This window comes from Flavobacterium glaciei (assembly GCF_003350545.1).
Lineage (GTDB): Bacteria > Bacteroidota > Bacteroidia > Flavobacteriales > Flavobacteriaceae > Flavobacterium > Flavobacterium glaciei.
On the sequence record NZ_QQBA01000002.1, the window covers coordinates 313926 to 328461 of the forward strand.

A 14536-nucleotide genomic window follows, 5' to 3' on the forward strand; every position below is an offset into this window, starting at 1 on the left:
ATCATGGCAGATTTAATGAAATTCGTTCAAGACGAATTCGTAACAAGAAAAGAATTCCCAGTTTTTGCAGCTGGAGACACTATCACCGTTTACTACGAAATTAGAGAGGGTGAAAAAACTAGAACTCAGTTTTTTAAAGGAGTTGTAATCCAAAGAAGAGGTTCTGCTAACACAGAAACTTTTACTATTCGTAAAATGTCGGGTGCTATTGGAGTTGAGCGTATCTTCCCAGTTAACTTGCCAGCTTTGCAAAAAATTGAAATCAATAAGAAAGGTGCTGTACGTAGAGCTAGAATTTTCTACTTCAGAGAACTTACTGGTAAAAAAGCTAAAATTAAAGATAAAAGAAGATAGTTTACTGTCTCTTTATTATAAAAGTCCTAACAAATGTTGGGACTTTTTTTTGTTTACTATTTTCCTTATAAATTACTAATTTAGGATTATTGAACCCCTAAAACTAACAATATAAGAATAACAAGTTAGTAATCTTAAAATTAGTATTTTTCTATGTAAAATCGACCATCTATTACAGCTGATTTTCATATATTTGTCCGCCTTATTTTAAGTGAAACACCTCATATAAGCTACATTTAACGTGATTCGATTATAAAAATAAAAAAATGACACAGAAATCAAAAATTTTTTACACACTTACAGATGAAGCGCCTTTATTGGCAACCTATTCATTTTTACCTATTGTACAAGCATTTACATCAACTTCTGACATTGAAATTGAAACTAGAGACATTTCTTTAGCAGGAAGAATTTTAGCAAATTTCCCAGAATTTTTGAAAGAAGACCAAAAAACAGGAGATGCTTTATTAGAGCTTGGACAATTAGCAACAACCCCTGAAGCTAACATTATAAAATTACCAAATGTTTCGGCATCTGTTCCTCAATTAAAGGCAGCTATTGCTGAATTGCAATCTCACGGCTATAATTTGCCAAACTTTCCAGAAGAACCGCAAAACGAAGAAGAGACAACCATCAAAGCTAAATATTCTAAAATATTAGGTTCAGCAGTTAATCCAGTTTTACGCGAAGGAAACTCTGACCGTAGAGCACCAAAAGCAGTAAAAAACTACGCTAAAGCTAACCCGCATTCAATGGGTGCTTGGTCTGCAGACTCAAAAACACACGTCGCTTTTATGGAAAGTGGCGATTTTTACGGAAGTGAAAAATCAATTACTCTTGATGATGCTACTGATGTAAAAATCGAATTCGTTGCTAAAGATGGTTCAACTACCGTTTTAAAATCAAGTACTCCCCTAAAAGTGGGTGAAATAATTGACAGTTCAGTAATGAACTTGAACGCTTTAAAAACTTTTATTACCAAAACAATTACAGAGGCAAAAAAACTAAACGTTTTACTTTCAGTTCACTTAAAAGCGACCATGATGAAAGTATCAGATCCAATTATTTTTGGAGCGATCGTAGAAGTATATTTTGCAGCTGTTTTCGAAAAATATGCATCCTTATTTGACGAATTGAACATTGATACCAGAAATGGTTTGGGTGATGTGTACACAAAAATTGCAGGACATCCGATGCAAGCTGAAGTAGAAGCGGCATTGAACCAAGCAATTGAAAATGGTCCTGCATTAGCCATGGTAAATTCAGAAAAAGGAATTACCAATCTTCATGTTCCTTCGGATGTGATTGTAGATGCTTCTATGCCAGCTATGATTCGTACCTCAGGACAGATGTACAATAAAGAAGGTAAACTACAAGATACTGTAGCTATAATTCCAGATAGAAGTTATGCTGGTGTTTACACTGCGACAATTGATTTTTGTAAAAAACACGGTGCTTTTGACCCAACTACCATGGGAAGTGTTCCAAACGTAGGTTTGATGGCACAAAAAGCAGAAGAATACGGTTCGCATGACAAGACATTCCAAATGACTGCAGACGGAGTAGTTCGTGTAGTAGATACAAACGGAAATGTTTTGATGGAACAAACTGTTGAAGCTAAAGATATTTTCAGAATGTGTCAGGCAAAAGATGCCCCGATTCAAGACTGGGTTAAATTAGCTGTAAACAGAGCGCGTTTGTCTAACACTCCTGCTATTTTCTGGTTGGATAACAACAGAGCACACGATAGAGAACTTATCAAGAAAGTTACTAAATATTTAAAAGACCACGATACCACCAATTTAGATATTCAAATTTTGAATCCTATTGAAGCCACAAACTTCACATTAGAAAGAATCATCAAAGGATTAGATACAATTTCTGTAACAGGAAACGTATTACGTGATTATTTAACAGATTTATTCCCAATTTTAGAGGTGGGAACATCAGCAAAAATGTTATCTATCGTTCCATTAATGAATGGTGGTGGTTTATTTGAAACTGGTGCAGGTGGATCAGCTCCTAAACATGTTGAACAATTTAGTGAAGAAGGATACCTACGTTGGGATTCTCTAGGTGAGTTCTTGGCTTTAGGCGCTTCATTAGAGCATTTAGGACAAACTTTAAACAATTCAAAAGCATTAGTTTTAGCAGAGACTCTTGATGTTGCTACAGAGAAATTCCTAGCAAATGATAAATCTCCAGCTCGTAAACTAGGAGGAATTGACAACCGTGGTTCTCATTTTTACTTAGCAATGTACTGGGCAGAAGCTTTAGCAGCACAAGATAAAGAACTTGCTTTGAAAGCTATCTTCACTCCTATTGCAGCAGAATTTGTAGCAAACGAAGCACAAATCAACACCGAATTGATTGCAGCACAAGGAAAATCTCAAGAGATTGGTGGTCATTACCAACCAAATCCTGAAACAACAAGCAAAGCAATGCGTCCAAGCGAAACTTTCAATACAATATTGGCAAAAATCGCTTAATAAAAAGCAATTAATTATATTTAAAAGACAACCCGAAACGGTTGTCTTTTTTTATCTTAGCAATACCTTAACAGTTGTTATATGACAATTGCTATTCAATTTCGTGTACTTTGCGTTTTTTCATTTCGATAAAATTTAAACAATGACTCCAAAGAATATTATTACCTTTTTAGTTGTATTATTATCCTCGTTTTTCTCATTTTCTCAAGAGAAATTTACGCTTAGCGGAACTGTTATTGATGCCAATAGCAATGAAACACTAATAGGTGTCAATGTAGTACTTCCTGAACTCAAAACTGGTGTAACCACTAACGAATATGGGTTTTACTCCATAACTGTACCACGAGGAACATACCGTGTACAAATCAGTTATTTGGGGTATCAAACTATTGAGGAATCAATAATTTTAAACCAAAATATAAAGAACAATTTTAATTTATTCAGCGATGAAACTGCTTTGAAAGAAGTCATAATTACTGATAATAAAACAAGAATTGACATCAAGAAACCGGAGATGAGCGTCAATAAGCTCTCCATTTCTGCCATTAAGAAAATGCCTGTTGTTTTAGGTGAAGTCGATGTTTTAAAATCTATTTTGTTACTTCCAGGTGTTACTAATGCTGGTGAAGGTGCTTCAGGCTTTAATGTGCGTGGTGGTGGTGCCGATCAGAATTTGATTCTGTTAGACGAAGCAACTATATTTAATTCATCGCATGTTTTTGGTTTTTTCTCTGTTTTTAATCCGGATGCTATCAAAGATTTAAAGTTATACAAAGGTGGAATCCCTGCTCGTTATGGAGGTAGAGCTTCTTCTGTATTAGATATTTATCAAAAAGACGGTAACAGCAAAGGTTTTCATGTCAATGGAGGAATCGGATTGATTTCTAGCCGCATTTTGGCCGAAGGACCATTGGTCAAAGACAAAGGGTCGTTCCTTATTGGCGGTAGGAGTTCTTACGCACATTTATTCCTAAAACTATCCGAAGAACAAAAAAACAATTCGGCTTATTTTTATGATTTGAATACAAAACTGAGTTATAAATTAGATGACAACAACAGTCTTTATTTATCGGGTTATTTTGGTCGTGATGTATTCAGTCTAAACAAAAGTTTTACTAACATCTATGGAAATGCAACTTTAAACCTGCGTTGGAATCACTTGTTTTCTGAGAAATTATTTTCGAATTTATCACTCATTTACAGCGATTATTATTATGGTTTGGATTTAGATTTTGTAGGTTTCAAATGGGATTCTGGTATTAGGAACTATAACATCAAATACGATTTCAAGAATTATATTTCGGATAAATTCAAATTGAATTACGGTTTAAACGGAATTTATTACGAGTTCAATCCAGGAACCATCAAGCCATCTGATGAGAATTCAGGAATAAATTTTGCACAATTGGACAAAAAATATGCTTTTGAACCAGCACTTTACATCAACGCAGATCACGAAATCTCCGATAAAATAGCCCTTTCTTACGGACTTCGCTACAGTATGTTTTACCGTTTAGGACAATCTACCGTGAATATTTATGCTGACAATAATCCTGTAACATTCAATTCAGAATTACAGATTTATGAAAAAGCAACTCCTATAGGCACGAAGTTTTACGACAGAAACAAAGTCATGCAAAGCTATAATTACATAGAACCACGTTTTTCATTAGCGTATCAATTCAATGACGAGCAATCCGTAAAAGCCAGTTACAATAGAATGGTGCAGTATTTACAACTGATTTCGAACACCTCATCGCCTACTCCGCTTGATGTCTGGACGCCAAGTGATAGTTTTATAAAACCACAAATTGCTGATCAAGTAGCTTTAGGGTACTTTAAAAACTTCAACGACGACATGTATTCACTTGAAGTGGAAACCTATTACAAAGAAGTTCAAAACCGATTGGATTACATAGACGGTGCAGATTTGATTGCCAATAAAGCCATTGAGCAAATAATCTTGAACGGGCAACTACGTTCGTACGGACTAGAAATCATGTTCCGAAAAAACGAAGGGAAATTTAACGGCTGGATTTCGTATACCTTATCCAAATCTGAGCAACAAACTCCAGGTAGAACCCCACTAGAAACTGGAATCAATAACGGACAATGGTACAACTCCGTTTATGATAAATTGCACAATGTTGCCATAACCACATCGTATAATTTGAACGAAAAATGGTCTTTTGGGGCTAATTTTGCCCTGCAAACGGGACAACCAGTAACATATCCTGTTGGACAATATGACTATTTAGGAATCAATGTGCCTAGTTACGGATTACGAAACGAAAATCGTCTTCCAGCATACCATCACTTGGACATAGCCGCAACATTAACTCCAAAAAGGAACAAAGACCGCCAATGGAAAGGTGAATGGGTTTTCAGCATTTACAATTTGTACAATCGGAAAAACGCTGCTTCTATCAATTTTAGACAAAATATAGATACGGGAAGCAATGAAGCTGTAAAAACTTCAATTTTTGGGGTAGTTCCAGCAGTGAGTTATAACTTTAAATTTTAATAATAGCATCCAGTAAGAGTCCAAAATAAAAATAAAATCATGAAAAAAATAACACTTTATCTGATACTTTTCATCGCTCTTTTTTCGACAAGTTGCGAAGATGTTATCGAAGTAGATTTAGACAATGCGCCGCCAAAACTGGTTATTGAAGCAGCTATCAATTGGAAAAAAGGAACTTCGGGCAGTCAACAAAAAATAAAACTGACCACGACAACCGGATTTTACAGCACAGAAATTCCAAAAGTTTTAGGAGCAACAGTTTCCATAAAAAACAGTGCTAATGTAGTTTTTACTTTTTCGGAAATTGCGAATACCGGCGAATATACATGCGCTACATTTATACCGGTAATCAACGAAACCTACACGCTGACAGTCATTAGCAATGGCAATACCTATACCGCAACTGAAACATTGAAACCCGTTAGTCCAATCACAAAAATTGTGCAAAACAACCAAGGTGGATTCTCTGGAAACGACATTGAAATCAAAACATTCTATCAAGATACGGCAGGAGAAAGCAATTATTATCTATACAAATATGTGTATTCCAATCAGGTTAAATCAAATTTTTATGTAGACCAAGATGAGTTTTTTAACGGGAACGAATTCTTTAGCATTTCCCAAAATGACGAGTTAAAAAAAGACGATAAAATTGAGGTAACCCACTACGGAATTTCAAAAGCATACTACAATTACATGAGTGTTTTAGTGAGTATCGCAGGAAATAATGGCGGAGGACCATTCCAATCTCCTCCAGCAACCGTAAGAGGAAACATCATAAATACTACTGATTCAGCCAATTATCCGTTGGGTTATTTCTCCCTCAGCGAAGTTGATGTAAGAAATTATACGATTGAATAATGAGGAGCTAATCCAGCTGTTCATTACAACCAAAAACAGGTTCTAAACAGTTTTCCAGTCCGTATAAGGAGCTTCCTTTGGTCGCTCTTCTACAGCCAGAAAACTAAAGTTTACAACCTGTTTTGTTTTTCATTGCCATCTGGGCTAATACGTGAGAGGGATAACGAGAACTTTTATTTACTTTTACGTCACAATTTATAATTTATAATCCATTATGTCTTCACACCATATCGTTCGCGACGACCAAGAACCTGCTTTAATCATTGCCAACGGCGCTTCCTGTAATCCAGAACTATTAGGTCAGCTACTAGAATGGTCGCCTCTTGTGGTAGTATTAGATTCGGCTATGGTGCGCGTCATGGAATTAGACATCAAAGTCGATGTGCTTTTAGGAGATTTCGACAGAGGATTTGATCCTGAAATTTATAAAACTTCCCAATATCCAATCGAAATCATTCATACTCCAGACCAGAATAGAACCGATTTAGAAAAGGCATTTGACTATTTAATCGAAAGGAAAATTCCAGCCGTAAACGTCGTTTGGGCTACCGGACGCAGAGCCGATCACACGATTACGAATCTCACTAACATTACACGGTACAGAAATTTATTGAAAATTGTTATTCTGGACGATCACTCGAAAGTATTTTTATTGCCTAAGAAATTCGAAAAATGGTACACGGCAAATACTCCTATTTCATTAATTCCCATTGGTCACGTAACTGGAATTCACTCTGATAATTTATTTTATCCCTTAAAAGATGATAGTCTGACCATTGGTTACAGAACTGGAAGCAGCAATCACGTTACTAAAGACGGCATCGTAACAATAGAACATGACGAAGGTGATTTATTGATGATGGAATGTCTGGATTAGCTTTTACTTAATATTCAACAAAGCGTTTCTCACAATCTCATAATGACTCCAAGGAATAAAATGATTCGCATTTTCTATGCTTATCGCATCCATTGATTTTGCATTGACAAACATTTTTTTCATAAAGGCAACATTACTATACGGTACCAAAGCATCTTTTGTTCCATGAATAACGGTAACATCACAGGTAATCTTTTTAAGCTTTGGTTCTAGTTCTACTAAATCTTGCTTTAGCCACCACAACTCATCGTTTGAAGGACGCAATGCTCCGGGAATTAAATACCGTAAAGGCTTAGCCTTGATAACCGTTCTCCATTTCTCTGGATTTTCAGCTTTCGGGTCTAATGACCCAGCCAAGATTACCAATCGTTTGTACCAAGACGGATTATCCACGGCTAACTGAGCTACAACTGGTCCTCCAACAGAATGTCCAACTAAAATTAAAGGCTGTTTATTATCGATTTTTTTGATAAACTCCGATATCCTTTCCGATTGCACCGTTAAATTTTGTGCATCGCCAAAATCACTGTATCCAAAACCCGGTCGGTCTATAGCAATCATTCGGTATTTTTTGAGCAACAAAGTATCCTTAAGATATTCTTTGAAAGCATTCCAACTTCCAGGCGAACCGTGTACAAAAAACAATGTTGGATTTTGCGGATTTCCCGTTGCTACATAATGTATTTTATACCCGTCAAAATTCATTGTTTTATCTTGAAACTTTGTTTCAGAGGCACCAAAAAATTTTGTTGTTTCCTTATTCGAAAATCGCATTGTCATGCAGGACTGACACATTACAATATACAAAAACAGTAAAGTGTAAACTACGTATCTCTTTTTGAAATGAAATGAAACGGGCATAAAAGTCATGCTATTTGTATTTTTTATAAATGTAACCGTTTTTAGTTTTCAAAAAATACGTAACGTTCTGATTTTATGATTTATTTTCCATCTGTTTAATCGGTCATAGTGACCTTTAGTAATTTACAAAATAGGAATCGCTATCTTTGCATCGAAATATAGAAAATGAAACCGAAAACGATTACCGAAAAGACTAATTTACATCCTAGAAATCTAGATAGATTGGGATATAATTTTGAACAATTAATAGAAAAATCTCCTGAATTGCAGCATTTTGTCTCTATCAATGAGCATAATATCGAGACGATAGATTTTAGCAATCCTGATGCTGTAAAGTCGCTCAACAAAGCATTATTGTTATCACATTATGACATTCAAAACTGGGATATTCCTAAAAATTATCTTTGCCCGCCAATTCCAGGAAGAGCGGATTACATTCATTATATCGCTGATTTATTGGCTTCAAGCAACAACGGAATCATTCCTGAGGGAGAAACAGTTCAAGGTTTAGATATAGGTGTTGGGGCTAATTGTATTTATCCAATCATTGGAAATTCAGCATACGGATGGAGTTTTGTAGGAACTGATATCGATTTACAAGCAATCGAAAATTGTAGTGCGATTATCGAAGAAAACCCAAAATTAATTGAAGCCATCAGTTTACAACAACAAACGGAATCACGTTTTATTTTTAAAAACATAATCACTCCCGAAGATAAATTTACGTTTACCATTTGCAATCCTCCTTTTCATGCCTCTCAAGATGAAGCTACCAAAAGTACTTTGCGAAAAATAAACAATCTCCAATCTAATATTGGGGTGAGTAGAACTACTAAGCCGGTTTTAAACTTTGGCGGACAAAATGCCGAATTATTTTGCGAAGGCGGAGAACTTGGATTTGTAACCCAAATGATTTACGAAAGTGCAAAATATCCTTTGCAATGTTTATGGTTTACTACTTTAGTCTCAAAGAAAGAAAATCTTTCCAGTCTGTACAAAACACTAAACAAGGTAAGCGCCGTCGAAATTAAAACGATAGATATGGCTCAAGGCCAAAAAACAAGTCGCATCTTAGCATGGACTTTCTTGAGTTCAGCACAACAAAAAGCCTGGAAGTTTTAAGGTTTCCAAACTTATTTATTTGAATTACATTGTACCTTTGTAACTCTAAATATTTGCTCCTTAACACAAATGAATTTTCAAGTAGTATCCGATTACCAACCAAAAGGCGACCAACCACAAGCGATTGAGAAATTGACTCAAGGGATTATTGATGGTGATAAATTCCAAACTTTATTAGGAGTTACTGGATCCGGAAAAACTTTTACGGTGGCTAATGTAATTCAAGAAGTGCAAAGACCAACATTAGTATTAGCACATAACAAAACATTAGCGGCACAATTATACTCGGAATTCAAACAATTTTTCCCGAATAATGCCGTAGAATATTTTGTTTCATACTATGATTATTACCAGCCCGAAGCCTTTATGCCCGTAACTGGTGTTTTCATCGAAAAGGATTTATCCATCAATGAAGAGCTAGAAAAAATGAGAATGTCAACCACTGCTTCGTTGCTTTCAGGACGTAGAGATATTTTGGTTGTAGCATCCGTTTCGTGTTTGTATGGTATTGGAAACCCTATCGAATTTCAAAAAAACCTAATCCCAATAGAGAAAGGACAAGTTATTTCTCGGACTAAATTATTGCATCAACTGGTACAAAGTTTATATTCCAGAACTGAAGCTGATTTTAATCCTGGAAGTTTCAGAATAAAAGGTGATACTGTAGATGTCTATCCAAGTTATGCGGATGAAGCCTATAGAATTCATTTCTTTGGCGATGAAATTGAAGAAATTGAAAGCTTTGATACTAAAAATTCACAGGTTCTAGAAAAATTTGAAAGACTTACGATTTATCCAGCTAATATGTTCGTGACTTCTCCAGATGTATTGCAAAATGCCATTTGGGAAATACAACAAGATTTGGTAAAACAAGTCGATTATTTCAAGGAAATTGGAAAACATCTTGAAGCTAAACGACTGGAAGAACGTACTAATTTTGATTTAGAAATGATTCGTGAGCTCGGTTATTGCTCCGGTATCGAAAATTATTCTCGTTATCTCGATGGTCGTTTACCAGGAACCAGACCTTTCTGTTTACTTGATTATTTTCCAAAAGATTACTTGATGGTGGTCGATGAAAGTCACGTAACATTATCGCAAGTTAGCGCAATGTATGGCGGAGACCGAAGCCGTAAAGAAAACTTGGTAGAATATGGTTTCAGACTTCCTGCCGCAATGGACAATCGCCCTTTGAAATTCGAAGAATTTGAAGCCATGCAAAATCAAGTGATTTATGTTTCGGCAACACCTGCTGATTATGAGTTACAAAAAACGGAGGGCGTTGTTGTGGAACAAGTAATTCGTCCTACAGGATTATTAGATCCTATTATTGAAATTAGACCAAGTTTAAACCAAATTGACGATTTAATTGAAGAAATTCAAGTTCGAGCTGAGATTGACGAACGTGTTTTAGTGACGACTTTAACCAAAAGAATGGCAGAAGAACTAGCGAAATATTTAACAAAAGTCAATATTCGTTGTCGCTATATTCACTCCGAAGTAGATACATTAGAAAGAATTGAAATCATGCAAGATTTGCGAAAAGGAATTTTTGATGTACTTATCGGTGTCAATTTACTTCGTGAAGGGTTGGATTTACCAGAAGTTTCTCTTGTAGCCATTCTGGATGCTGACAAAGAAGGTTTTTTAAGAAGTCATAGATCACTTACGCAAACGATAGGTCGAGCAGCGAGAAACCTGAATGGAAAAGCAATAATGTATGCTGATAAAATTACGGCCAGCATGCAAAAAACCATCGATGAAACTAATTATCGTAGAACCAAGCAAATTAATTACAATACCGAAAACAACGTTATACCAATGGCGTTGAACAAAAAAATAGAAAGTGCATTTACAAAAAATCCTCTTGTAGATTATGAATTAGGTGCTACTTTAAACACTGCAGCAGAACCAGAAAATCTTTATTTGTCAAAACCTGAATTAGAGAAACTCATTCGAGAGAAAAGAAAATCCATGGAAAAAGCGGCAAAAGAATTGGATTTTATGCAAGCTGCTAAACTTAGAGATGACATAAAAGCACTGCAAGGACAATTGTCTTAATTGTGTTGTTCCTGAAAAACAGTCAATAAAATCTCGCTATCAATAATAGCATTTGGTGCTTCATTCATCAACTTAAGAATTCTTTTTGTGGCTATAGGGTTTAGTCCCATATCAATAGCTATTTGCAATATAGCAGTCGTTTCTTTTTCATGCAAAATCCCATCACAATACATCAACAAAGCCAATCTGTAAAATTGTTGAATGCGAAAAAACTCCGATTTAATGGGAATTTGCGGCAGTTCCTGATGAAATAAATCATTAAAAACATTCTGATCAAAGCCTAGTTCTTTAGCAACAATTGCCAAAAACTCATATTCTCTTTTATGCAAATGTCCGTCAACTGTAGAAAAAGCAATCATCTCTAAAAGTAAACTCCTCTTTTCTTCGAATGTATTCATCAAATTATTATTTTTAGCTAAAATATTGTTTTTAAATCAAATTACAAAAATTAATAATGATTCGACAACTGCTCCTACTCTTCTTTTTTACAATAACAAAAATTGTTGCTCAGGACGCTAAACAGTCAAATCAAAGTACTGCGTCAAAACAAGTTTCAACTTTTTCGATTGAAGCACTACAACTGCAAACGGAAAAGAAAATTTGGGTGTATTTACCTGAAAATTATACAACTTCAAAAAAAAGATTTTCCGTAATATATATGCATGATGCTCAAAATTTATTTGATGCTAAAACTTCCTATTCAGGGGAATGGAATGTTGATGAAAAATTAGACAGCCTTAAAGCACAAGTTATTGTCGTGGGAATCGAACATGGGAACGATAAACGAATCGATGAATTAACCCCTTTTAAAAACGAGAAATATGGTGGCGGAAAAGCAGATGATTATTTAGAATTTATCGTGAAAACATTAAAACCACAAATCGACAAAAAGTATCGAACAAAAACCAAAAAGAAAAATACAATTATCATGGGAAGTTCACTTGGAGGACTTACTTCCTATTATGCCGTTTTAAAATACCCCGAAATATTTGGTAAAGCTGGTGTGTTCTCGCCTTCCTTTTGGTTTACCAATGACATTTATAACGTGACTGAAAAATCTAAAAAAATAAAATCTAAAATCTATTTTCTTTGTGGAGATAATGAAAGTGACGATATGGTTTCAGATTTGAACAAAATGGAATATTTACTAAATTCTAATAGATGTTATTGCCTTAATTTGAATGAGAAAAAAATTGTAAAAGGCGGACAACATAATGAAAAACTATGGCGCGATGGTTTTGTAAAAGCTATCTTATGGCTTGGTTATTAAATCTAATATTAAAAAAAACTCATTAAGTGTAAGTGTAAAAATCAAATTCAAATGGAACTAAAATTAAGAGAATACAACCTCAAATTAAAACATACATTCACGATTTCGAGAGAATCCATAGACTTTCAACCCTCTTTAATTGTAGAATTACAAAGTGATGGTTTTTCTGGTTTTGGAGAAGCAACTTCTAATCCATATTACAAGACAACAGTCCCGATGATGATACAAGATTTAGAAAAAATTCGAAGTCTAATCGAAAATACTACTGATGAAACTCCGGAAGTTTTTTGGTCTAAAATCCATCCTTTTCTAAAACATGATATGTTTGCTTTGTGCGCTTTGGATATGGCATACAATGATTGGTACGCTCGCCAAAAAGGAAAGAAGTTATACGAATTATGGAATTATACCATAGACAAAAATCCTCTAACTGATTACACAATTGGAATTGCATCCATCGAAAAAATGGTTGCAAAAATGAAGGAATTGCCTTGGCCAATTTATAAAATAAAATTGGGAACCCAAGAAGATATTGCCATTGTTACTGAACTTCGAAAACATACCAATGCCATTTTTAGAATTGATGCCAATTGCGGTTGGGGCGTTGAGGAAACTATAAATAATGCTTTTGAATTGAAAAAATTAGGCGTAGAATTCTTGGAACAACCCATGAAAGCAGATAATTGGGAAGGCCATAAAGAAGTTTTCAAACATTCCGTTTTACCCATAATTGCTGATGAAAGTTGTATTGTCGAGGAAGATGTCGCTAAATGTCACAATCATTTTCATGGAGTAAATGTCAAATTAGTAAAATGTGGCGGACTGACTCCCGGAAGAAGAATGATTCAAGAAGCCAAAAAATTAGGATTGAAAACGATGGTGGGTTGTATGACAGAATCAAGTGTGGGAATATCCGCTATTGCGCATTTATTGCCACAATTAGATTATGTAGATATGGATGGTGCATTGCTTTTAGCAGAAGACATTGCAACTGGTGTAACCATAGATTTTGGAAAAATAAACTATTCTAAATTAAACGGAACTGGTGTAACTTTAATGTAATTTTAAATGAAAGTCAATCAATTTCCTGATAGAATTATTGAAATCGACAATGAAGAATATCTCTATTTTGGAGGAACAGCTTATTTAGGTTTACCAACTCATCCCGAATTCCAAAAACTGCTTATCAAAAATATTGGGCAATGGGGAACAGCGTATGGAAGTTCTAGAAGTGCCAACATTCTACTAAGTGCCTACGAAAACGGAGAACATTTTTTAGCCGAATTCATCAAAGCAGAAGCAGCACTCACCATTTCTTCAGGAATGCTAGCTGGGAAATTAGTTATTGAAGCATTAACATCTGAAACTGATAAATTTTTTCATTTTCCAGATACGCACATCGCAATTAAAGAAGTAAACAGCTTACCGTTTTTTGTTGGAAGCGAATTAAATCCACGTTTAATGGATGATGTAATTGAAAAAATTACAATTCTAACAGACTCAGTTCCTTCTTTTCATGTGCAACCAATTGATTTTTCTATTCTGAATTCGATTTCATCCAATAAAGAAATTACTTTGGTTATTGACGAATCACATTCACTTGGAATTTTGGGTACGAATGGTTGTGGGATATATTCTAAAATTAACCTTCCAATTATTAAAAGAAAAATTATGGTGTCGTCTTTAGGAAAAGCTTTTGGTTTGACGGGTGGCGTAATTGCCAGCGATTCTGCTTTCATTAATCAAATGACTACTCACGATACTTTTGTTGCTAGTGCCGGAATGAACGTCGCATTTGTACAAACTATGGCTGATGCAGCAGCGATTTATTTAGAACAGCATCAAAAATTAAAAGACAATCTAAACTATATTAATACGCATTTAGTTAAAAACAAAGCAATTCAATTTGACCTCAATTATCCATTAATTTATCCAGAAATCGAAGGACTAAATGACATTTTCACTTCGAATAAAATCATAGTTACCAATTTTAAATATCCAACAGACACAAAGGATTTAAATAGAATTGTAATTACTGCCAATCACAAAAAAGAAGATTTAGATAAACTAATTCACATTTTGAACCAAAATCAATTCTGAATCTAAAATTGTGGTCC

General features: G+C 34.8%; 12 protein-coding genes. 10 read left to right on the top strand and 2 right to left on the bottom strand.

The genetic code is table 11. From position 1 onward, the window contains the following. Positions 1-3 precede the first annotated feature (3 nt). The 5 genes from rplS to DFR66_RS03385 all read left to right on the top strand — a co-directional run bounded on the left by rplS (position 4) and on the right by DFR66_RS03385 (position 7105). On the top strand, positions 4-354 hold the full coding sequence (rplS, locus tag DFR66_RS03365; protein WP_073354306.1) for a 50S ribosomal protein L19: 351 nt from the start codon (positions 4-6) through the stop codon (positions 352-354). 266 nt (positions 355-620) lie between these two features. Beyond that, positions 621-2843 (top strand): NADP-dependent isocitrate dehydrogenase, encoded by a 2223-nt coding sequence (locus DFR66_RS03370; protein WP_114753421.1) that lies wholly within the window; start codon positions 621-623, stop codon positions 2841-2843. 142 nt (positions 2844-2985) lie between these two features. After that, positions 2986-5367, top strand: a complete 2382-nt coding sequence (locus tag DFR66_RS03375) for a TonB-dependent receptor (protein ID WP_114753422.1) — start codon at positions 2986-2988, stop codon at positions 5365-5367. A 39-nt stretch (positions 5368-5406) separates the two neighbouring features. Beyond that, entirely contained in the window at positions 5407-6228 is an 822-nt protein-coding gene (locus DFR66_RS03380; RefSeq protein WP_114753423.1) for a DUF4249 domain-containing protein, read from the top strand. 214 nt (positions 6229-6442) lie between these two features. Beyond that, positions 6443-7105: a thiamine diphosphokinase gene (locus DFR66_RS03385; protein WP_114753424.1), complete on the top strand. Its 663-nt coding sequence runs from the start codon at positions 6443-6445 to the stop codon at positions 7103-7105. Between the two features lie 3 nt (positions 7106-7108). Here DFR66_RS03385 and DFR66_RS03390 read toward each other — a convergent pair whose 3' ends face one another. Continuing rightward, positions 7109-7975: an alpha/beta fold hydrolase gene (locus DFR66_RS03390; RefSeq protein WP_114753425.1), complete on the bottom strand. Its 867-nt coding sequence runs from the start codon at positions 7973-7975 to the stop codon at positions 7109-7111. 156 nt (positions 7976-8131) lie between these two features. On the opposite strand from DFR66_RS03390, the gene rlmF reads away from it, so the two are divergent. After that, positions 8132-9088, top strand: coding sequence for a 23S rRNA (adenine(1618)-N(6))-methyltransferase RlmF (gene rlmF, locus DFR66_RS03395; RefSeq protein ID WP_114753426.1), 957 nt, complete (start codon positions 8132-8134; stop codon positions 9086-9088). A 69-nt stretch (positions 9089-9157) separates the two neighbouring features. Continuing rightward, entirely contained in the window at positions 9158-11149 is a 1992-nt protein-coding gene (gene uvrB, locus DFR66_RS03400; RefSeq protein ID WP_114753427.1) for an excinuclease ABC subunit UvrB, read from the top strand. Here the strand turns inward: uvrB and DFR66_RS03405 are convergent. Next, complete coding sequence (locus tag DFR66_RS03405; protein WP_114753428.1) at positions 11146-11547, bottom strand: excinuclease ABC subunit B; 402 nt, start codon at positions 11545-11547, stop codon at positions 11146-11148. The two genes, uvrB and DFR66_RS03405, sit on opposite strands and share 4 nt — an antisense overlap. A gap of 56 nt (positions 11548-11603) precedes the next feature. Here DFR66_RS03405 and DFR66_RS03410 point away from each other — a divergent pair, with 56 nt between their 5' ends. From DFR66_RS03410 to DFR66_RS03420, 3 genes are read left to right on the top strand one after another with little or no spacing between them, the layout of a single operon-like run. Continuing rightward, positions 11604-12419, top strand: coding sequence for an alpha/beta hydrolase (locus tag DFR66_RS03410; RefSeq protein ID WP_114753429.1), 816 nt, complete (start codon positions 11604-11606; stop codon positions 12417-12419). 51 nt (positions 12420-12470) lie between these two features. Beyond that, positions 12471-13481 (top strand): dipeptide epimerase, encoded by a 1011-nt coding sequence (locus DFR66_RS03415; protein ID WP_114753430.1) that lies wholly within the window; start codon positions 12471-12473, stop codon positions 13479-13481. 6 nt (positions 13482-13487) lie between these two features. Continuing rightward, entirely contained in the window at positions 13488-14519 is a 1032-nt protein-coding gene (locus tag DFR66_RS03420) for an aminotransferase class I/II-fold pyridoxal phosphate-dependent enzyme (RefSeq protein WP_114753431.1), read from the top strand. Positions 14520-14536: the final 17 nt, after the last annotated feature.